The following is a 22,474-nucleotide window of genomic DNA, read 5'->3' on the forward strand; positions in this document are numbered from 1 at the left end:
GACAATATCTCAGCAGACACCAATGTTACCATCCGCTATACCGTTGTGGCTAACGGAAGCTGTGGATCAACTCAGGCAGATGTTACATTTACGGTTAAAAATAATCCACAGATACCAATAGTTTCATTAGCTACTCAACCAAGTTGTACGACAGAAGGAACAAGTATCATCAGCAATTATATCGGAACAAATACTTATGTTTTCACACCGTCAGGTCCAACAGTGGATGCAACTGGATTGGTAAGCGGAATGGTATTTGGCACATCCTATACGGTGACCTCAAACAGCGCTGGCTGTAGCTCGGCAGCTTCGACTTCTTTTACCAATGCAGCTGCTATATGTGCAAAAGACGATGCCTTTACGATAGTGGGAATAAACGAAATTGCCAATGCAGGAAATGTATTGATAGGAAATCCCACAACTCCAGATACTTTTAACGGTTCACCTGTTACTATAGGATTAGTTAATTTAGCAGTAATTACCCCAGCTACACCATTGTCACAAGATTCACCTGTACCAAATATTGATATTACTTCGGGGCAAGTGAATGTTCCTTCTAATACTCCTGCTGGAACTTATAAATTGATATATAGAATTTGTGAGATACTGAATCCTTCAAATTGTGATACTGCCACAGTTACAGTAGTAGTAAAAGCAGCCACAATAATAGCCAATGACGATATGGGAAGTCTAGTTGGTGGATTCCTAGGCGGTAAGGCATTGAGCAATGTTTTGGCTAATGATACTTTAAACGGAACTCCTATTATAGAAACAAATGTAAAAACGACTTTTGTAAGTTCTACCAATGAGGGTATTACTTTATCTGGTACAGAAGTTATGGTTGCTGCAGGAACTCCTGCGGGGACTTATACGCTGACATACAGTATTTGTGAAAAATCAAATCCTACAAATTGTAGTCAAGCTACTGTTTCAGTAACGGTAACTAAAAATACAAATGCTCATGCTATTGTCACAGGAAGCGATACAATCTCAATCAACGGCTATATTGGAGGAACTGCTTTGGTCAACGTTTTGGCCAATGACAAATTAAACGAAAATGACATTAATGCTTCCGAAATTATTTTAACAGCTATCGATATTCCGGCTGGAATAATTTTAAAAAATGACGGAACCATCAATATAATGCCTGGTATGGCAGGAGGAAAATATACATTAACCTATCAAATATGTGAAATTGCCAATTCATCAAATTGCACCACGGGAACGGTTACGATTTTTGTCGAGACTCCATCAATTGCGCTTATTGAAACAGTAGTTTTAAATGACAGTAATGGAAACGGTTATGCAGAGGCCGGAGAGACCTTAACCTACCGTTATGTTGTGACAAACACAGGTAACACAGATCTTAAAAACATTTCGGTTTCAGACCTTCTTCCAGGAATGATTATTAGTGGTGGCCCTATAAATTTAGCCATCGGAGAAAGCGATAATTATTCATTTATTGGTAGTTATATCTTGTCTCAAGCTGATATAAACTCTGGCAGGGTTACCTCCCAAGGAACGGTATCGGCAATTACTACCAGTGGAATCCCTCTTCTGGACAAATCAGATCCGGTTAATCTGGTTGGAAATGATCCTACTGTTTTTGATTTAAGCGGTTGTATTATTAAAGTATTTAATGCGGTTTCGCCAAATGGAGATGGTATGAACGATAGATTTTATATACAAGGTTTAGAATGTTATACAGATAATACGGTGTCAATTTTTAATCGTTGGGGTGTTTTGGTTTTTGAGCGCGATCATTATAATAATACTGACATAGTCTTTGTAGGGCTTTCAGAAGGACGTAGCACTATAAAAAACTCAGACGGATTACCTGAAGGAACCTATTATTATGTGATTAAATATAAAGATAGTAAATCCAATCCTCATCAGGAGGTTGGTTATTTATACCTCAGTAAATAATAGTCCACGCAAATTAAATGGCTTAGTCGTTGATTAAGCCATTTTTAAAAATAAAATAAATGAGAAAGTTAGGTTTAGTTTTTATATTTTTTTCGATCGCAGGTTTTGCGCAGCAAGATGCACAGTTTACACAATACATGTATAATACCATCAATATAAATCCTGCCTATGCCGGTTCAAGGGGAGCTTTGAGTATTTTTGGATTGTATCGCACGCAATGGGTTGGGCTTGATGGTGCCCCAGTAACCAATAGTTTTTCTGTCCATTCACCAATAAATAATAGCAATGTGGGACTAGGACTTTCATTAGTAAATGACAAAATTGGCCCAACCACTGAAAATAATCTTTCCGCTGATTTTTCATATTCTATAAGAGCCTCCGAAAATGCAAAGTTGTCATTCGGTATTAAAGGGTCGGCAAATCTTTTTAAACTTGATCCTAGTAAGTTAACTCCTGAAGATGCAGGTGATCCAGAATCTCAGGATTTCTGCAATAAATTTTCTCCAAACATTGGCGCGGGTGTTTACTTGCATTCTGATAAAGGCTATATTGGAGTTTCGGTACCTAATTTTATTGAAACCAATAGATATAACAGTGATGATGTTGCCATTTACAAGGAAAAGATTAACTACTACTTAATAGCGGGTTATGTATTTAATCTAGATGATTATGAAATGATAAAATTCAAACCGGCATTGTTGACAAAACTCATTGAGGGTTCGCCTTTGCAGGTAGATGCCTCTGCTAATTTTTTGTTTAATGATAAGTTCACTCTGGGTGTTGCCTATAGATGGAGTGCCTCTGTGAGTGCAATTGCAGGCTTTCAAATAACCGATGGCATGTACATAGGTTATGCATATGATCATGAAACTACCCAATTAGCTAAATATAATTCAGGCTCACACGAAATATTTTTGCGTTTTGAATTCAGGAATAATTATAGCCGAATGACTTCACCAAGATTTTTCTAAATATTACTATATATGTGAAAATTAAAAATTTTATTTCTCCGATGAAAACGAAACCCCTAGTATTTACTAAGGGTTTCGTCGTTTTTAGACTTCTCTCTTTCTCCGCCCGAATTAAAACCCTAACAACTAAAAATCAATTAATTAGTTTTTTTTTATTTTTACTACTATCAAAAATCATCACTAAATCATATTCGTAAGAAAGCAAATTCGGGTACCTAAAAAAACTTTCATAATCCCTAATTTCCACTCAGCACTTTTTCAATAATGCTTTTGAGAACTAGTCTTTTATCATTAATAGAATAAACAATATACCTCAACTTTCTTCTACAACTCCCCTATTCAATTCCCGAATCGAATACTACACCCTTAGTTTTCAAAAATCATATAATATAATTTTGTTCATCTTCCAGAGGATACACTACTCCTATTACTGCAATCAGATGAACATCCAAATCCAACAACAGATTAAAAATATATACCAGATGCTATTCGAAATGGCAACTGGGAATCTTACGTTTAGATTACAATGGGAGAATCAGAATAATGAGTTGGACGAACTAGCGGTAATGCTCAATACCCTTGCCGGAAAAATGGAATTATTAACCTCCCAATTTGGCTATATAAATCCACATTACACCTACCAAAGTTTGGTTCAGACTACAATTATTCTCGACAAAAACTTCATTATAAAGAGCTTCAGCGCTCAAGTCCCCATCCTTTTAGAATACAACCCAGACAAACTTTTAGAAATAGGCTTTCATAAAATATTGTCCAAACAATCCATTCCCATTTGGGACATTATTAAAACTGAAACATTAGCAAACATAACGGCACACGCAACCGTCCAATTAATATTTATTACGCAAAGCCAACACTTGGTTCCCTCCTTCTGTACAGTTTCAAAGCTCTTTTATAGCAATCAGATTATCATCAGTACAATCACAACAATTCTTCAGGACATCCTGCCAGAATCAACCGAAGCTTCACATTCTGCAAACCAACCCCAAGACGCGCTCCTCATAGAAAATGTTCGCACCTACATTTTAAAAAACTTAGAAAATCCCCTACCTAGCACAAACGAATTGTCAAAAATATTCAATATCAACGAATTCAAACTAAAAGACAGTTTCAGGCATTTTTTCCACACCAGTATCTATCAGTTTTACACCGAAGAAAGATTAAAAAAAGCGCATCTCTTAATACTTCAAACAACTATCCCCTTAAAGGAAATCGCATTTATCAGCGGATACAATGACTACACCAACTTCTACAAAGCATTCAAAAAAAGATATAACTACCCACCCAGCGAATTAAAACGCCATACCTCAGATAATAATAATAATAATAATACCGCTAAAACGTAAATAGAATAATCTCCATTTAGAAATTAAAATAAAAAAACTTCTTTCCACTTTATTCTGCGTTCTGCAACCTGCTTTCTTTCATTTGCCTTCTCCAACCTGCAATCTGTATTCTCCCCCGCCCTTATATTTTTAAACAAAAAATCACGGTAAGGATTTGCGCGCTGGCCGGCGGGAGTGCCCCCCTAGCGAAGCGGCTGGGGGCACGATAGGGAAATCCGTCCAATGATTTTTAGTTTAAAAATATTGAGGCTTGATTTTTTGTTTCTTTTGTATCAAGACAAAAGAAAAAATGCCCTTCATAAAATTATAATAAAATCTACTTTCCTACTTCTTGCTTCTTTCTTCTTTCTTCTGCAATCTAGAACCTGCAATCTTGCTTCTTTCTTCTTTCCTCTTTCCTCTTACTTCTTTCTTCTGCAATCTAGAACCTGCAATCTTGCTTCTTTCTTCTTTCTTCTTTCTTCTTCAACCTGCAACCTGCCTTCTGCTATCTGCCTTCTTTCTTCTGTAACCTGTAACCTGCAACCTGCCTTCTGCAACCCACTTCCCCTTTTGCATACCGATATTCCCAATTCGCATACAACTATCACTTTAATAAACAAAACTTTACAACACAAAACCAAAATCCAATCCTATGAAACTATCAGTTTCCCAAACCAATAAAATTGCAGCATGCATCAGTTATCTCTACATACTACTATTCACTTACGCTGCCGTAACCAAACTCCTTGATTTTGAAAATTTCAGAGTACAACTTGGACAGTCACCATTACTGAGTGCTTTTGCCGGTTTTGTTTCGTGGCTAGTACCTATAATAGAACTGCTAATTGTAATAATACTCCTTTTTCCACGATTTCGTCTTACGGCACTTTTTGCTTCATTTAGTATGATGCTAATGTTTACAGTATACATTTTCATTATTTTAAATTACAGTTCATTCATTCCTTGTTCTTGCGGCGGCATTCTCGAAAAATTAGGATGGAAAGAACATCTGGGATTCAATATGGGATTCATTCTGTTGGCCATTATTGGGATACTGATAATTCGAAACACAGCAGCAACGAATCTATTCATGTCAAAGCCTCGCAATCTCATCATTAGTTTCGCAGCTTCCACAGTAGTAAGCATAGGTATTGTGGTAGGACTGTTCTTAGCATCCGAAAATATCACACACTACCATAATAAATTTACAAGACGCTTTCCCCATTTTCCTGCAGTAAAAGCAAGGGAAACCAACCTCCAGCTTAACTCCTATTATATTGCGGGCGTTGATCAAAACAAAGTATATCTCGGCAACACCACCGCACAATTACTGGTAACAATGTTGGATTCTACATTAAAGAAAAAAACACTATACCAAATTGAATTGGATCACAAAAACCTCCCTTTCAAATCAGTAAAAATTAAAGTCGCTGCACCTTATTTCTATGTATACGACGGTTCCATTCCCTGCATATTCAAGGGCAATATCAAGGATTGGAAAGCAAAACTGGTCAAAAAAGGAGGTGAATACTTTACACTGGCAGAACCAATGGATTCAACTGTAATGGCTGTACGAACACAAAGGCGAGGTAGTGGCGAAAGCATTATGGCTACACTAGATTTGCATGATACCACCAAGACACACCTCAATCCGGAAATTTTACAAAAGCAAATCGACGGTCTTTTTGATACAGATGGTCAAATGGTCTACAGCAAACAATTAAACCGTCTCATTTATTTATATGCCTATCGCAACCAGTACACGCTGGCCGACGAAAATCTCACTATCGATTATAGGGGAAATACCATCGATACGATGAGTCATGCCAACCTCAACATTGTTAATATCAAAAGCCACAATGAAAAAAAACTGGGAAAGCGACCGCTTATTGTAAATAAAGACTGTGCGGCATTCAACAACCTACTCTTTGTCAATTCCGGAATACCGGGACGCTATGAAAGCATAAAAATGTGGGAACAGGCAAGTATTATTGACCTATATGATCTTTCAGGGAACAGCTACACATTTAGCTTTTATATTTATAATGAAGAGAATAGTAAGATGAAAGACTTCGTCGTACAGGATGCAGTATTGTACGCACTAATCGGCAATCAAATCGTTAGGTACAATCTAGGCAAATCAATTACCAAAAGTTATCAAAACAGTAACAAGAATCAAAATAAAAAACATAAAAATCTATTGGCCAAGTAGCAGGACTAAGATCGAAAACCTGTAAAAAAGAGTAGATCATAAATTCTAAATTATTAATTATGAAAACTACAATTTTAAATTTAGTAAAACCAATAGCTGTAGTTGCAGTGGGATTGGTTGGAGCATTGTCAACCAATGCAGTGGAAAAAAGTACCAGCAAATTAGCACCAATGTGGGGCTACAAACATGTAAGTATTACCATACCTTGTCAGCAGGTACAACAGTGTGCTAACGTGCCAGGGTTTGTTTGTAAGTCGGACCTAGATGGTGCAATTCTTTATGGACCATCAGCCACAAACTGTCCAACTATGCTTTTTAGAGATACGCAATAGCTAGAAGCTTTTTTCTATTACAATGCCGTCTGAATTTGATTCAGACGGCATTGTTTTTTATATCTTTTCAAGTTTAAATTGTTATTGCGGGTCCGCAACCATCCATGGCTTAAAGGGTTCATTTTTCAAATAATGTCCAAACCACTCCTCAATACGATGCGTTAGATCTTTTTGGTTTGGTGCCTCCATTAGAGCATGTCCTTCTCCGGGATAAATCAGCATCGTATGCTTTTTTTCAAGCCTCCTCAAAGCAAGATAGAATTCAATACTTTGGTAATAATTAACATGTCGATCTTCAGCACCGGTCCAAGCTAATAAAGGCGTATGCACATTCACAGCCTGCAGCACAGGAGAATTTCTAAGATAACTGTCTGTATCTTCAAACAACGATTTCCCATTTCGCAACTGATCGTATTCAAACCTCCAAAAGTCTGGCTTCTGGTAATTTCCGCCTATGTACAAATAGCTACTCACTAAATCTGTTAATGCCGCTCCGGCTATAGCCGTAGCAAATCGATCCGTTTGCGTAATAATGAAATCCGTTTCATACCCGCCAAAAGAATGCCCAATCAGGCCAATCTTCGAAGGATCAACTAAACCTTTTGCAATCACCGCATCGGTTGCGGCCAATACACAAGTAGTAGCCGAAGCCCCTACTTTTCCCAACTCATAAATAATATCAGGAAGCAGTACAAAATAACCTTGGGCAGAAAAATTACCGATATTAAATCCACCCTCTTCAAATACGGTCGGATTAACATAATCATGTAAAAACTGCGATTGGCGTTGGTAAATATGAACCACCATTGGATAGCGCTTCCCAATCTGATAATCTGCAGGATAAATAAGTACTCCAGCTAGTTGGTTCCCTTTGACAGTATAATCGATTCGCTCCGCTTTTCCCCAATTATAATTCTGCTGTTGGGAATTACTTTGAACCAATTCCCTACCAGAGGTTTTAAAATCGGACAGGAATACTATCCTCGGTGCACATTCATAGCTTTGCTCCATATACAAAAAAGAATCACTGCTGTCAGCCTTAAGGAACTGATTTGTTTTCTTGGCTACCCAAACCAAAGGCTTCACTCCTTCCCTCCTATTCCACGAATAATAACCACTGGATCCCGTACTTTTTTCATTTGCCTCCAAAATCAATTGATCATCCCGATAAAACTTGCCGGTACTCAATTCAAACCCCTCGCTTTTAGTTTCTTGTTCGGCTTTTAACGGCTTGATTCTAAAACTGATTCCCGTTTCCCTCCCATGCGTCAATCGAACGCTGGAGGAACCATCAGCAGAGACTTCCCAAAGATCAAACTCATCATACAAAAGAATCGATTGGTCATTGGCAGTCCAACCCGGATTTCCATAAGCCTTTGGACCACTAGGTCGATCATACTTTTCGTTAAAAAATGATGCGGATAAATTTTTAGTAATATTGGTATGGGTATCTTTTATGATATCATACACCCACCAATTCCCCTCTTTAGGATAGGAAATGTATTTCCCGTTGGGAGACATCAGTAAGGTCATAATCTCTCCCGAATGCTTTTCAATAATCAGTTTCCTTTTTCCGGTTTGCAATTCGGTTATAAAAATATCCCGCATCCCATCATATTTAGACTGTGGTTCATATGCAATCGGATCATACGTTATGGCATACTTAAAGTCCCCGTTCAAAGCACCCACAGGCAGTTTTTTATCGGTTATCTGAAAAAAGCGGTTACTTTTTGGCCACCAAACAGCCAATTTATTCTGCTCTGCCGGCACTCCATTAAGCTCTTTATTGGGATAAAGCAACTTATCAGCCGCATTCCATATCTGGACTCCTGTCCCCGATGTCTCCAAAATCACAGGCTTTTCCTCTACTTGAAAAAAGACGCGCTCTCCGTCTTGGGATAGTAGAATCGAGCCATTTTTCTTTGAAATTTGCTTATCCTGAGGGTAATCTTCTCGCCCTATTGGATCAAATGCAACCAACTTTTTATCATCCGTAGTATAGTAAAACAACTTCGCATTGCTAGTTCCCTGTTGCATAAAAGCAATCCTATTACCCCTCCAGCTAAGGTTTTGAAAACCCTTACTAGCATCAGTCACAATGTTGCGCTTCATAATAGTGTTTCCAAGTTCTAACATACCAACAGCATAACTGCTAACTCCATCCACACAATAAACCAAAGCATTCCCACTAGAATCCAGTTTCCAACTGCTCACATCAACAATACGCTCCGCTATTTTCCCTTTCCTATCCTTTATCACTAGCACGCTTTTATTGGCTTCTCCCTTGAGGTACAGCAGTAGGTATTTTCCATTTTTGGTAAAAACAAAACTGCTTACGTTTGGGGTATACGCTACATCTCCGGTCACTAAATTTTGCATCACTAGCGTATCATGCATTTTGCAGCCAAATCCTATTTCCCCATTAAACTGTCCTTCAGTACCGCGCGGATAGGCATAAGTGACAGTCCCATTGGTACTTTTTACAAACAAGGTATCCCGCTTCGATTCATACTCAAGCAGGTAACTCGCCCAATTCCCTTTATCGGAAATCCTTTTGGCTCGTAACGTGCTCCACAAGTGATAATCGGCAGCAGTAAGCTGCTTTTTTTGTTTCTGCTGCCCCAACATAGAACAGGAAAGGAACAAAAAACAAATACAGGCAAACCGAATGAAATGACGTTTATATACAGTAAATCTTTTTTTCATAGTACTCATTTTAATAACCGTCATTTTGCGGTTCTAGATTAGGATTAAGCAACAGTTCCGATTCAGGCAACGGAAAATTACGGTCGGTAGAATCCCACCCCGCCTTTTGTGGTGATAGAACGGCATCAAGCCTTCCTGTTCTTTTGAGGTCAAAAAAACGGTGGCCAAACTCAGTAAAAAACTCCAGTCTTCTTTCTGCTAGTACGGCATCAATAATACCAGCAGCGCTTGTAGCATCCGTATCCGATAATCCCACTGTATGCCTGATTTTATTAAGATCTTCCTTGGCACCTATCAGGTCTCCTTGCTTTGCCCTGGCTTCTGCCCGAATCAGATATTGCTCAGCAAGACGAAACACTATCGAATATTCCACAGAACTTCCCGTATTGGTTATAGCCTTATACTTACTGGCATGATACCAAACATCAGTGCCATCAGTAACCACTGTGGTCCAATGCGCTTTTCTTTGGTCATCTGTAGCAAATGCATCCATCAGAGTGTTCGATAATGCCGACAATGGCGGTGGCCCACTGACAAAACTAAATGTCGCCGCTTCTTGGGTATTGTCCCCGGCTTGGCTGGGCATCAGCTGCCAGAGCGTCGTTGTGCTTTCTTTCAGAAACACTTTATCGAGATCCTCCTCCCAAACATAAAGTCCCGATTGGTTCAGTACTGCCGAAGCCGCATTCGCAGCTTCATCCCAAGCTTCTGTATAAAGGTTTACCCTTGCCAGCAAAGCCTCTGCAGTCCACTTGTTGGGACGAACCCGCTCCGGACTGATGTAATCCTCCGGCAGCAAGGCTATCGCCTGTTCAAGATCTGCCTTTATTAGAGCATACACCTCATTTTCTGGCATCCGATGCACTACCCGATTTTGCTCATAATCAGTTGTGGTGATATAAGGAATATCACCAAAGGAATTCATCAGATAAAAATGAAGCAGCGCACGCACAAAAAGCGCTTCTCCCTTTAGCTGGTCGCTGTCAATTGCAGTTAGGGAAACCGAATTTCCAACTCCCTCGATAACCGCATTGGCAGCATAAATTTGGTTGTAACTGCTGTTCCACAATTCGCCAACTTCATTTCCCGAAGGCAATAAGGCATTATTATAAAAATTAACTTCTCCTCCATACAGGGTAAGCTCATCCGCATAAAGCCCCAACTGGCTCGATAATCCAGACAATGATCCGGTGAGCAATCCATTATCGCGTATTTTAGAATAAATATCAACCATTGCGGCATTCGCAGTGGCTTTGTCTTCAAAAACAGCCGGAGCCGTAAGCTGTGAGGCTGGAAGTCCAACGTCGGTAAAACTATCGCAGCCTGTTATAAGACACGAACTGATTACCGCAAATAATGTCATTTTCAAAGTCAAGGTCTTGCATAACCTCCTACTGCCAGATAAACTAGTATTGTTTTTCATTACGATATTTTTTAGGTTAAAAAGTAACTTGCAAACTGCTGGTAAAAATGCGCAGTGGTGGCAGATATTCCGCCGTCTTGAACTCTGGGTCCGCACCTTTATAGTTAGTAAACGTCAGCATATTCTGCCCCTGGAGGCTAAACCTTAATTTCATCTTTTTGGTCCAGCGCTCCGGCACATCATACGAAAGTGAAATGTTTTTTAGTCGGATGTAAGACGCATCACTAATTCCCACATCACTTTGCGCATGCCGCGTGTTGGCTCTCTGTATCGTTGAGTTAATACCACTGCTGTAAATCTGATAAGGTGCGCTGTCTCCCGGCTCCTGCCAATGCTCCGTTACGGCCGAAGGTTGGTTGGTCATGGTACCTGGCATGCGAAACATAAAAGTGGGGTTAAAATTCTCTTGCTTCACAAACTGGAAAAGGAAATCCAATTGCACCGGGCCATAATGCAGCTGGTTTTGCAGTCCACCATAATACTGTGGATTGAGGTCCTTAATGGTTTTTCGGTCATCAGCCGCTGTAATAGCCCCGTCCCCATTCACATCCTCAAATTGGTAAACACCCGTCTGTGGGTCAAGCCCAGTGGAATGATACACCTTCGTGATATTCAACGGCTGCCCAATCACATATTGATTGCGATAGGGTGAACCTTCAAGATTAGGAAACGATAAAAGTTCATTCCGGGCTTGGGTAAAATTCAGACTGCTGATCCAGCTAAAATTAGAATTACTGATATTTACGGTACGAACAGTAATTTCTATCCCTGTATTTTCTACAGTGGCATCAAGGTTCGACTGCAGTGAAGTAAATCCCGTCGTCCCTGGTAGCGGTATCCCCACAAGCTGGTTCGAAGAGCGGTTGCGGTACCACCCAAAAGTGGTAAAGATACGGTCATCCAAAAAGCCAGTCTCCAACGCAAATTCCAATTTAGTATTGCTTTCCCATCCAAAATCGGGATTAAACAATCGCGAAGGACTAAGCCCGCTTATCCCTTGATAGATGCTTCCCGAAGTACTATAAGTATCAAGATACTGATAATCCCCTATCTGGTCATTTCCCGTCGTCCCATAACTGCCCCTTAGTTTTCCAAAACTTATAAATTCAATATTATTTTTAATAAAAGCTTCATTCCCAAAAAGCCAAGCGGCACCCACCGCTCCAAAAGTGGCAAACTGCTTTCCTGGGCCAAAACGGCTCGAACCATCCCTACGCCCAGTAACATTCACGATATAGCGCTCCATCCAATTAAAATTGGCTCTACCAAAAAATGCCTGATATTTGTAAACACTTTGATTACTACTTTGAATAGCATAATAAGCAGCAGAACCCGGATTATCAATCTGGCTGTTACTGGAAAATCCAGAACCCATGGTAATAATCTGGTCGCTGGTCTGTTCTTGGAAAGTACTCCCCATCAACGCCTCAATTTTTCCGTTGCCAATTTTTCGGTTCCACGACAGCTGTGGCTCAACAATCCAAGATTGCCTATTGGTTTTATTCTCGAAAATCATCGACGATTCACTGCCCAATCCATAAGCGGGATTGTATATTGTATGAGGCAGTTTATTGGTTTCATCATGTCGCAGATCACTAAATCCAAAACTCGATTTCAATACCAACCCATCAACCAATTCATAAGACAATAGCGAATTGGCAATAAGGTCATGCGTCAAGGCTTGAAAGCTTCCCGCTAGGCTGCCCAGCGGATTATTAAAAGTGTTCTGCTCCCAGTTTACATTTCCCTCACTATCATAAAGTGCGGGAGCATTCGGGGAAAGTGTCAACGCCTCTCGGGTCAGGTCGGTTGGTGGCAGGAAATTATCCTGTGCCGTATAACCGCCCGTAAAATTAACTCGGAACTTTTTATTCTCCGAGACATGGTTTAGGTTCACATGCATATTGCCTTTTACATATTCAAAATCACCCGGAAAAACCGTCGTCTCCTTACTGTAATTACCGGACAACAGGAACTGCGTCTGTGCCGAACCTCCAGACACCGAGGACTGCACAGTAGTATAACTGGAGGTGCCTCCTATAAGTTCCTTTTGCCAGTTCGTATCACGGTTGGGGTCCCATGTGCCATTTATATCATAGGCATCCACAGGATAATCCGTAATCCCGTCATTGGCATAGGCTTCCCTACGCATTTGTAGATATTCTGGTGTATGCATCAAATCCATAAAACGGGTCACTTGCCCAAAACCACTCGAAACAGTCGCACTAAAACGGGTGCTTCCCTCCTTCCCTCTTTTGGTGGAAATCAGCACTACACCATTGGCACCTCTAGAACCATAAATGGCTGTGGCATCAGCATCTTTAAGCACCTCTATACTTTCAATATCACCGGGGTTGATACTGTTTATCGGACTCGTTTGCCGTGGTGTGGCACTCGAGGTATAAAAACTTCCTATGGCATCCGAGGCATAAGGAACGCCATCAATAACATACAGCGGTTGGTTCCCATCGGCACGCAAACTGTTTTGCCCCCGAATCTGAATCTCAAACCCGCTTCCTGGCACTCCAGAGTTTTGGGTAATATTTACCCCCGCCATGCGTCCCTGCATCGTGGCAAGCACATTAGTCACGGGTTGCTTCTCAATGTCCGTAGCAGTAATTTTAGAGATACTTCCAGTACGTTCACTATTCTTTACAGAGTAATACCCCGCATTGATCTTCACCTCCAGCAATTGGGTTGTATTTTCCTGTAGGCTGATGTTGATGGTAGTTCGCCCTTGCACAGAAACCTGCTGCGTTGTGTATCCTACGTAAGTAAAAACTAAAACAGCATCTGCTGGGGCAGAAAGAGTGTAATGACCACTATAATCAGTGGCAGTAACAATATTGGATTTCCCCTGTATCGAAATGCTAACCCCGGGAAGCGGATTACCCCCATCGGTCACAGTTCCTTGTATTTGATGCTGTTGGGTTATGGCAGTAGGTTGCCGTAATAAATTCGTGGCTTGAACAGGCGAAAAAGACAACATCGCTCCCATTAAAAACAGGAAACAAAAAGCCTTTCCACCCATAGAAAATGAAAAATTATTCATAATATTGGGTTGGTTAAATAGATTTATATAAGTTTTGTTTAGCTACCGGTCCTCTATAGTTGTCCAGACGGTTAGAGGGCCTTCTTTTTTTTTGTTCTTTAGTTATATCATAGGCACATTTGTTTTATTCTTAAATCACTAATCCTAATCCTTGCTTCTTTCTCACGTCTGCCTTCTGAGATCTGCCTTCTGAGATCTACTTTCTGAGCTCTGCAATCTGCCACCTGCAATCTGCTTTCTGTTTCCGCAATCCACATCCCCAATATTGTCATCCTGACGAAGGAAGGACCTCCATAAGCAACTCGACAATCTACATCACACTGCAATCTGCAACCTGCAATCTGCCATCTGCTCCCCACAATCCACATCCACAATCTTGTCATCCTGACGAAGGAAGGACCTCCACAAGCAACTCGACAATCTACATCACACTGCAATCTGCAACCTGCAATCTGCCATCTGCTCCCCACAATCCACATCCCCAATATTGTCATCCTGACGAAGGAAGGACCCCCACAAGCAACTCGACAATCTACATCACACTGCCATCTACAATCTGTAACCTGCAACCTGCCTTCTGCCCCTCTGCCACCTGCCACCTACAATCTTTCCTCTAGCCTCTTTCTTCTTTCTTCTAAAAAAAACAAGCCTGCCCTGAAACACTAATTCAAAATAAAGTAACAGCACAGGCATTAAATAATAGTGATATTCCGTTTTATACCATAGGCGATATTATTAAATTAATTTTTTGAAACTGTAATAAAAGGTATTCTCATTCTGTCATTGACATTGCAATTGATTTTTGACATTGACATTGATGGATCGCGAGACTTATAAATGAAGAATGCCGCTAAGAATAAAAGCTGGAGTTGTACCTAACTATTGGCCATAAAAAAAGGCATGGAACTCAGCTTATTGCCTTAGAGGTACTGGTATACCGGGGAACAATAAGTGAGCCCACGCCATAGGACGTGAGCATCTTACTTATCATTTCGTTCCTTTTAAAATTACCAGTTTTCTAAGACGAAATTCAAAGCGAATGCTTCAAATATTTTAATTGAAGAAACGCAAATATATGTATTCAATTACAAACTTACTAAAAAATTACCAAACTGTCACTATCGTGACAATAAATATCATTAATAATATATTCATTTGTTTCAATGGTTAACAAAACGAATAATAAATCCTCAGACGCTAAGAAAGAAGCAGTTGTATTTCTGCTTGACCAATTCATATGTGATTACATAAGAAATGAATGGTTGCATGTAAATAAGCCTGTTTTACCTCAGGCACAAGAATTAGGAGTACATCGACATATTATAAAAAAAATTATTGATGACCAATCGTATAGAGTACCGGTGTCAACATTAGCAATTATTTGTTTTTACAAAAAAATTACTTTATCAGATTTCTTCAAATTAATTGAAGCGAAATATGGCTCTAGAATTAATGATGATTTCGTATTAAAAACAAAAAAAGATGCCTAGGCATCTTTTTTTGTTTTTAAGTAATTCCCAAATTGCTTATTTCAATTCCTGAATTGCATACTCTTTAAAAAATTAAAACACATATTTTGATCTTAACTTAAGAATCAAAATATGGAATGCTATGAAATAATAGTGTTAGTTATGGTATGGTTTTTAGGACTTTATCTAAGAGGTAAGTTTTATGAGCAATTGAAGAATCGTTATCATAATGGTAGTTGGAAGTGTAGACGAAAAAAATAAAAATCTGTTTGAGATAAGTAAAAAAGATGCTGTAAGGCATCTTTTTTACTTTATTAATATAAACTGTGTCGTAACTTAATGTGATCCCCCCCTTATTTACAGGGATTTTATAAATCTCAATTCTCAAAGGGAAAATTAGAGTGGTCATTTAGTTTTAAAATCAAATCCTAGTCTTTCATCTTTCCAGTCACATTGTGATAATTCTTCAATAAATGGACAGCCTCCCATACATGTTTTTTGAAAATCACAGGAATTGCATCCATTATTTAAAATATTATTTCGATACTTTTTAAAATAAAGATTATTTTGCCAAATATCAAGCATGCTATTTTCTTTTAAATCTCCAAACCAATCATTATTTGTCATAAAAGAACATGGCATCATTCTTAATTTTTCATCTACAAAAGCTGAAAACCTTCCAGCATCACAACCTTCATAAAAATTAGCATTAACATTTACGTATTTTACTACACCAGAAATGCTACAACTGTCAAATCCAATTTTTAATACATTTTTATTTGAATTAACTAAACTATAAAATTCTTTTATTTTTTTAGTATCTTTTAATAATAATGCCATATCAGGTTTTCTTCCTATTGGCTTATAGTTTAAAAAAATCAAAGAATTAATTCCTTGCAAAAAATCAGGAGGGTTCCTTAACCATGAAATAGCAGTATCAATACTCTTACTGTCTGTTACAAAATGGACATTCGCTTTTATTCCATATTCAAATAGTTTTTCTAAATAGCTTCTAAATTCTGAGTAAGGTTCATAAGCACTGATGGCAACAGACCCGCATAAATCTTTTGTTGCTTTTAGAATTTCTGGAGTCAGACCTCTTCCATTTGTAGTGTAACAAGGTACAATTCCATATTTTACCGTTGTTTCTAAAATTTTAATAAAATCTGGGTGTTGATTGGGATTACCTCCTCCTAAGGCTACCTGAAAAACATCAAGTTCTTTAGCTTGTTTCATTATCAATTCATAATCTTCTAAAAGCATATGCGTTCCTTTTGTTGTCGATTGGCGATAACAAAAACTACAGCCTTGATCACACCAATTTGTAATGCTAATATCTAAAAGCTCAGGTCCATGCTTTGACCATAAAGGTTCGGGAAACCCCTTGTCTTCTGCACGAACAAAGTATCCAGTTTTTTTATTAAATAAAACGGAATAGTTTTCGTCCGCATATTTTTTATAGATTATGTTTTCATTACCAACCATTTTCTTGGGCATTTATATAAAGATTTTTACTCTCTATTATGAATTCATCAGTACAGAAAAAAGATTCAACGTCATTATTATCACTACTTAATTGACCAGTAAAGACTTCTTTACCATTTTCTTCAGCTTTCAATATTAATGGAAGCATTTCTTTTCCACTTTTCCAAAAATATTCTTCTACAAATTCATCAAACGTGTCATAACTTGCAGATTGTGTTTCGTATACTTCTCTTATAGGAATCATATCAGATTGAAAAGAATAAAAAAGTTCTTTATAAATATCAATGAAATTTGAATTTTCATTAATACCAACCGCATCAATAAATTCCTTTAGATTGAATTCTCCGTCAGATATTATAACAAAGGAAGTGGAGGAACTATTAGTTACAAAGTCGTATCTTATTTTCACAGTTTTTCTTTTAAAATTTTGTTTATTCTTTTATGCATCGTTTCTGATGTTATAAATTGTGGAATAGTATAATCTCCATAGGAATAGTCATCTTTTTTATAGATTTTACAATGAGGGAATTTACTCATTTTTTTTAGTACTTTTTTAATATCTTTTTTTTCAAGATTATATTTTTTATATAAATAAACCTCAAAATTTTCATATTCAAAAGAGTAATATTTTAAATACTCTTCTTCTATATCTATTAATTCAGAAAAGATACAATTATACATTCTAGTAAACATATCTAAAGCATACCCTTTTTCCACACCAATACTCTCTAAAAAATAATCGATAGTTAATTCTGAATTGATTAACCATAAGCCTTTATAAAAATCATAATGTAATATCATATCTTTTAATAAAATTATTTATTTCATTAATAAGTAAATCATTTTTCGCGGTTAAAGCTTTTTTAATATGTGTCTTTCCATTTAATATATTTCTAAAGTAGTATTTTTCATAAAGCATTTTTATTTCAAAATTAGACTCATTCAAAAACATATACAGAAGTAATTCAAAAAATGCATGTTGATTTCCAACATTTAAGTCTTCATAATATAATCGTTCATTAAGTACCCTTAAAAGATCGTCTTGATTTATTTTATCATATCTGAACGTACTTTTTCCAAATTCTTTAATAAAATTATCTTTAAACTCTTCTTCATTCATGTCTCTAAGACATTCAAATAAGAAATTAATATTTAAAATTTGATCTCCACGTCTATTGATTAAATTAATGTAAAGCCTTTTCTTTTTAATATTAACATCGGATATTGATTTTTTCAAGGTCTCTTTATCTTCTTGAGTAATATTTTCATCCTTAATATTAAAAATACATTGAGAAAACACATTATTATACCAATTTTGGGCACTTATAATCAACTTTAGGTCTTTATCGGTACTTTTTCTCGATTTATAAAATATAAATGTGCTACAGCCCTCTATTAATGGAGAATCATTATTTAGATCATTTAAAAAAATATGAAATTTGTCTATATCCTTTTTGTAAATTTCTTCAACTAAAAAATCTGAAATTAAAAAATCTCTAAATTCATCAAATGTAAAATTCACTACTTCACTGGGACTAAAAAAGTTGTTTTCTGTTTCTAGTAAATCTCTTTTAATTAAAATATTTTCATCTAAAAAACGAATATAAATTTCTTTTTCTGAGTGATTATCTATAATTTCATCCAAAACAATATTTACATATTGCTTTTTTTCAATCATTTTATCTATAACTTTTTTTATGAATTTTTTGATATCGATAGAAGTACTTGTATATCCGTCATTAAGACCATTAAGTTTTAAGTTAATTTGTTCGGATTTTCTTTTATAATAATTAGTAAATAGTTCTTCCTTGTATATATTATCAATCACATCTAATTCCATACTTTGATAGGTCTCACAAAATATACGAAAAAGCAAAAAATTAGATAACAACTGTTCCTTTACACCATGATTGATACTTTTATATTTTATTTTAAAAACGTCAATATATATATTGAAGAGTTTCTTTTGAATATCTCTATCATTATTGCGCTTCATTAAGCTATTGATAATAACCATCTCGCTGGAAAAGGTAGATTTTTCAAGGTTCGTAAAGTTATCTTGGTAATACTCACTTCTACAGCTTAATATAATTTTTACGAAATCATATTCTTGCATATCAGAGATAAATAACTCAAGATTAATGGCAAAAACTTTAGAATTATAATTTTCATTAATACCATCAATAGTAATAATGAAGCAGTCGTCTTTTTCTTTACAAATCCCTTTAGCAATATCTAATATATCAGAAAATTCAACATCATTGTTATTAGGAAAAATTCTTTTAATTATTGATTTTCTAAAATCTTCTGCATTAATTTCAATCCCAGTAAGAAAGACATTTATGACTCCTTTTTTCATTAGAAAATTTTCGACAAAATCACATAAAAAATTTGTCTTTCCTTGACCAGCCATTTCTGTAATTAGAACAACTTTTGCTTTAAAATAGGCTAAATCATCTACTACATCTCTAATTTTTAATTCAAAAGGTGATCTTATATTTTTAATTTCTGATATACCTAATAGAAATTCTTTTTTTTTGTTTAAATGATCAGAAAAATTATTAAAAAAAGCTTTGTAATTATCAATTGATAAATTTTTTCTCTGAGCTAAAATAGAAGAAGTTTCTATATCAAACGGATTCATGTTTCTTTTCAACAAAAAATCGTTTAAATATCTAAAATCGAGAATTTTAATAATATTAAATAGTTTTTCAGAATAAAAAAGAGGAGCGGAAAAGTATCTTAAATTATCTTTTTGATCTCCTATTTCTAAAAATGTATCTTTTAAATATTTCCCAGAATTTATTTGGTTTTTAAGTTGATTATTATTCTGAGTTTTTAAAGCATCTAAAAATATTTCTTGAGTTATTATTTTTCTTTCTACAACAGTTTGACTTTCCACAAAGGTAATTGTGGAATTTTTATTTCTATTAATATTGATTATTTTAATAGTAGGGAATTTGATGTTTTTTAGAAAATTCAAGATCATTAAATTATTTACTGGTTTTAATTTTTATTTCAGAATCTTCATTTTTATTTGCTTTAATAATACTACCTTCTAAAGCATCTATATTTATTTTAGTTCTTTTATTTTTATTAGTGGTAACAGAGTTTATTTTGTTTTCAAAAATCAAAACTAACAATGCACTGATTTCACCTAAAATTGTAATTAATGGTTCATCTTCTCTTTTTTCGAAAAACCACTTAATAGATAGAATTAGCATTAAAATAGTTATTACGATTAGAAGTAACTTAATAGTTTTACTCATAAAATTAATTGTGATTAGTTAATATGTTTTGATTTTATCAATTTGATAATAAAAATATTTTTGTCAGAAGTAAATATATAAAAATGGATCAACCTTTTTTAATATTTTCTCATAAACAATCGTTTGTCAAAATTCCAGCTCTGCATTTTATGACTTAATTCCCGATCGCGGATTTGGAATCCGTGCCCTCACAGTATTCAATTAACCCGATCGCGCGGATTTGCAATCCGTGCCTACAATAAAAATTCAACACCGTGATCACATGTGAGCATCGCAATTTTGCTTTTTTTTAATTACATTATGGTTTGCAGTAAATATAAACACTATCAACTCCTGCTTCTTTACAGCTGTTTATAAATGATGAAATAAACCATAAAATCTGTATAATTTCATTTCTTTCAATAAAATATTCTGCATCTCGCAATTGCTGAAGCTTAATTTCTAAAGCACTTTTTGAAATAAAATTCAATACTAAATATACTTCTCTTTGGTGATTTGGTTCTAAAATTGTACTCTTAAATTTTTCTGTGAAATCTACAATCGAATTACCTTTACGTAATCTTGCTATTTGCGTTTGTATTCCATCATTATTGTAATTACTGCTCCAGAAATTTTGTTTAGAAGCTAATTGAAAATCTTGAGGCATCAGATTCCCTAAATTTTTTAGCGCTTGACCAACAATGTCTTGAAATGCAGATGCTGAAAAATTTACTTCCTTATATTTTGAATGAATGAACTTTATTTTATTTCCACTGATACTAATATGATCAGCCCACTCTTTACCAAGATCATCACATACCAAATAATCGGAATCCTGTAAAAATATATCTTCTACAATATTAAAAACTGATCCAGCGCTGAAATTTGAAGCTGCAGCTGTAAATGTGCCTTTTTCACTATTTACGTTTTCAAGTCGTGGATCAGGACGAAAAATTTTAATAAAATTATCAATGTTGCCTAAAAGTCTGTTATCTTTAAATAACTTTCTGTTGGTATAGATAAGTTCACAATTGTCAAAATTAACAATGAATTGATTAGAGACATTGATATAATCTATTAGCTTTTGCATTCGCCCATTATCTTTAAAAAGAATAATATTTCTTAATTTTTGCGAACTAATTGAAATAGATTTTTCATTGATTTTAATTTTCAAATCGTTCGCATACGGATTTAGGATATCATAAGTATTGAGACCAACTTCATCGTTGTTAATAACCTGCAATAAAGTTTCAACCCTAGATATGTGTTTAATTAGATCAATTGTCCTTTGACTACCATCTTCTAAAACAATTCGAGTCTCGTGAATTACATTTTGCTCCAAATCTTCATATAGTTTTGAGAATACAAATAAAATTGCAATTGGCATTAGATTATGCTTATGCTCTTTAAATTCTATAGACTCCGAAAATATTGAAAGAAAAGTTTCTCTATCCGAGTGTGCCCTTAATTTCTCAACCTGAGAAAATCCCCATCTAATAGTTTCTTTTATAGAGCATTTTTTTCCTAATTTATTTATTCTTGAAGTATTAAAAGAGAGTGATGTTTTTTCCTCGTCATTTTTAACCCTCATATTATTTACCACGTAATTACTAGCGCCTAAAGGAGAAAGATTCTGTTTTAAATTAAGTGATTCAAGTGACTTTTGACGCATAGCTCTATCAGAAACATTCATATTTTGCATGTTTAATTTTTCGATTTGCGTATCTTCATCAACATATAAAATTGAAAGCACTTTGTAATCAATCGGATCAAATTTTTCAAGAAATTCTCTAAGTTTAGCTACATTACGCCTAACCATCATTATGTAATCTTTAAAATCTACTATCAGGATATATGCAAGTTTTATTTCTTCCCAATTCTCTAAATGCTCTTCAAGAATTGAAGGAATAGCGGTATAACGAAATATACAAATCGAATAATTGAAACTCTGCTCATTAATTACAATCTCTTTATTGACCACTCTTAAAAGATAGTTCCCTATTCTTCCAGTAGAAATGGTTTTAAAAAGATTTGTAATGAGAGCTCGAGATAAATTCACTTCATCTGGATTAGAATAAAAATAAGCGTTCTCGTTTAATACAATTTGTTTTAAAATCTCATCTTCGGTTAGTTGCATTTTTTGTCTTTAGTTATATTTATTCTTAATCAGTCCTTTTGGTTTATTGTCATTTATCCGTTTTAATAATCACATGAGTTAGTAAAATCATCGAATTTAACATCATTTAAAAAAAATCGACTTTCTTAAAGTAATATCTGTTTTTAATTATATTTTGGTAGATGCGT

The 22,474-nt window shown here is 35.7% G+C and carries 15 protein-coding genes; 6 read left to right on the top strand and 9 right to left on the bottom strand.

What is annotated here, in order from left to right:
• The 5 genes from J2W95_RS00005 to J2W95_RS00025 form a co-directional block, all read left to right on the top strand.
• Window positions 1-1,926, top strand: a 1,926-nt coding sequence (locus J2W95_RS00005) for a T9SS type B sorting domain-containing protein (protein WP_310002624.1), incomplete at its 5' end; no start/stop codon positions are given.
• 59 nt (window positions 1,927-1,985) lie between these two features.
• Window positions 1,986-2,897 (top strand): PorP/SprF family type IX secretion system membrane protein, encoded by a 912-nt coding sequence (locus J2W95_RS00010; RefSeq protein WP_310002626.1) that lies wholly within the window; start codon window positions 1,986-1,988, stop codon window positions 2,895-2,897.
• 482 nt (window positions 2,898-3,379) lie between these two features.
• Entirely contained in the window at window positions 3,380-4,261 is an 882-nt protein-coding gene (locus tag J2W95_RS00015) for a helix-turn-helix domain-containing protein (RefSeq protein WP_310002628.1), read from the top strand.
• A 634-nt stretch (window positions 4,262-4,895) separates the two neighbouring features.
• Entirely contained in the window at window positions 4,896-6,455 is a 1,560-nt protein-coding gene (locus J2W95_RS00020) for a MauE/DoxX family redox-associated membrane protein (protein ID WP_310002630.1), read from the top strand.
• A 59-nt stretch (window positions 6,456-6,514) separates the two neighbouring features.
• The gene (locus tag J2W95_RS00025) at window positions 6,515-6,787 is read left to right on the top strand and encodes a hypothetical protein (RefSeq protein WP_310002632.1); all 273 of its coding nucleotides are present in this window, start codon (window positions 6,515-6,517) and stop codon (window positions 6,785-6,787) included.
• Window positions 6,788-6,868: 81 nt separating this feature from the next.
• Here the strand turns inward: J2W95_RS00025 and J2W95_RS00030 are convergent, their stop codons facing one another.
• From J2W95_RS00030 to J2W95_RS00040, 3 genes are read right to left on the bottom strand one after another with little or no spacing between them, the layout of a single operon-like run.
• Entirely contained in the window at window positions 6,869-9,493 is a 2,625-nt protein-coding gene (locus J2W95_RS00030; RefSeq protein ID WP_310002634.1) for a S9 family peptidase, read from the bottom strand.
• Window positions 9,494-9,503: 10 nt separating this feature from the next.
• Window positions 9,504-10,916, bottom strand: a complete 1,413-nt coding sequence (locus J2W95_RS00035) for a RagB/SusD family nutrient uptake outer membrane protein (protein WP_310002636.1) — start codon at window positions 10,914-10,916, stop codon at window positions 9,504-9,506.
• A gap of 16 nt (window positions 10,917-10,932) precedes the next feature.
• On the bottom strand, window positions 10,933-13,968 hold the full coding sequence (locus tag J2W95_RS00040; protein WP_310002638.1) for a SusC/RagA family TonB-linked outer membrane protein: 3,036 nt from the start codon (window positions 13,966-13,968) through the stop codon (window positions 10,933-10,935).
• 1,163 nt (window positions 13,969-15,131) lie between these two features.
• Between J2W95_RS00040 and J2W95_RS00045 the strand changes: the two genes are divergently transcribed.
• Window positions 15,132-15,458, top strand: coding sequence for a helix-turn-helix domain-containing protein (locus tag J2W95_RS00045; RefSeq protein ID WP_310002640.1), 327 nt, complete (start codon window positions 15,132-15,134; stop codon window positions 15,456-15,458).
• 384 nt (window positions 15,459-15,842) lie between these two features.
• Here the strand turns inward: J2W95_RS00045 and J2W95_RS00050 are convergent, their stop codons facing one another.
• The 6 genes from J2W95_RS00050 to J2W95_RS00075 form a co-directional block, all read right to left on the bottom strand.
• A complete protein-coding gene (locus J2W95_RS00050) occupies window positions 15,843-16,934 on the bottom strand; it encodes a radical SAM/SPASM domain-containing protein (RefSeq protein WP_310002642.1) in 1,092 nt (363 codons plus the stop codon).
• The gene (locus tag J2W95_RS00055; RefSeq protein WP_310002644.1) at window positions 16,912-17,331 is read right to left on the bottom strand and encodes a hypothetical protein; all 420 of its coding nucleotides are present in this window, start codon (window positions 17,329-17,331) and stop codon (window positions 16,912-16,914) included. Before J2W95_RS00055 ends, J2W95_RS00050 begins: the two co-directional genes overlap by 23 nt.
• Window positions 17,328-17,723 carry a hypothetical protein gene (locus tag J2W95_RS00060; RefSeq protein ID WP_310002646.1) on the bottom strand — a complete coding sequence of 132 codons (396 nt, stop codon included), beginning with the start codon at window positions 17,721-17,723 and terminating at the stop codon, window positions 17,328-17,330. Before J2W95_RS00060 ends, J2W95_RS00055 begins: the two co-directional genes overlap by 4 nt.
• Window positions 17,707-19,824, bottom strand: a complete 2,118-nt coding sequence (locus J2W95_RS00065; protein WP_310002648.1) for an NACHT domain-containing protein — start codon at window positions 19,822-19,824, stop codon at window positions 17,707-17,709. Before J2W95_RS00065 ends, J2W95_RS00060 begins: the two co-directional genes overlap by 17 nt.
• 91 nt (window positions 19,825-19,915) lie before the next feature.
• A complete protein-coding gene (locus J2W95_RS00070) occupies window positions 19,916-20,191 on the bottom strand; it encodes a hypothetical protein (protein ID WP_310002651.1) in 276 nt (91 codons plus the stop codon).
• A 298-nt stretch (window positions 20,192-20,489) separates the two neighbouring features.
• Window positions 20,490-22,307 carry a hypothetical protein gene (locus tag J2W95_RS00075; protein ID WP_310002653.1) on the bottom strand — a complete coding sequence of 606 codons (1,818 nt, stop codon included), beginning with the start codon at window positions 22,305-22,307 and terminating at the stop codon, window positions 20,490-20,492.
• Window positions 22,308-22,474 lie beyond the last annotated feature (167 nt).

It is taken from the genome of Flavobacterium granuli, from assembly GCF_031456055.1.
In the GTDB taxonomy this organism is placed as follows: Bacteria; Bacteroidota; Bacteroidia; order Flavobacteriales; family Flavobacteriaceae; genus Flavobacterium; species Flavobacterium granuli_A.

Coding starts and splice junctions, on each gene's coding strand:
- J2W95_RS00070 (WP_310002651.1), bottom strand. CDS start 20,191: ATGAGTAAAACTATTAAGTTACTTCTAATCGTAATAACTATTTTAATG.
- J2W95_RS00045 (WP_310002640.1), top strand. CDS start 15,132: ATGGTTAACAAAACGAATAATAAATCCTCAGACGCTAAGAAAGAAGCA.
- J2W95_RS00060 (WP_310002646.1), bottom strand. CDS start 17,723: ATGATATTACATTATGATTTTTATAAAGGCTTATGGTTAATCAATTCA.
- J2W95_RS00035 (WP_310002636.1), bottom strand. CDS start 10,916: ATGAAAAACAATACTAGTTTATCTGGCAGTAGGAGGTTATGCAAGACC.
- J2W95_RS00025 (WP_310002632.1), top strand. CDS start 6,515: ATGAAAACTACAATTTTAAATTTAGTAAAACCAATAGCTGTAGTTGCA.
- J2W95_RS00050 (WP_310002642.1), bottom strand. CDS start 16,934: ATGCCCAAGAAAATGGTTGGTAATGAAAACATAATCTATAAAAAATAT.
- J2W95_RS00030 (WP_310002634.1), bottom strand. CDS start 9,493: ATGAAAAAAAGATTTACTGTATATAAACGTCATTTCATTCGGTTTGCC.
- J2W95_RS00075 (WP_310002653.1), bottom strand. CDS start 22,307: ATGCAACTAACCGAAGATGAGATTTTAAAACAAATTGTATTAAACGAG.
- J2W95_RS00020 (WP_310002630.1), top strand. CDS start 4,896: ATGAAACTATCAGTTTCCCAAACCAATAAAATTGCAGCATGCATCAGT.
- J2W95_RS00040 (WP_310002638.1), bottom strand. CDS start 13,968: ATGAATAATTTTTCATTTTCTATGGGTGGAAAGGCTTTTTGTTTCCTG.
- J2W95_RS00015 (WP_310002628.1), top strand. CDS start 3,380: ATGCTATTCGAAATGGCAACTGGGAATCTTACGTTTAGATTACAATGG.
- J2W95_RS00010 (WP_310002626.1), top strand. CDS start 1,986: ATGAGAAAGTTAGGTTTAGTTTTTATATTTTTTTCGATCGCAGGTTTT.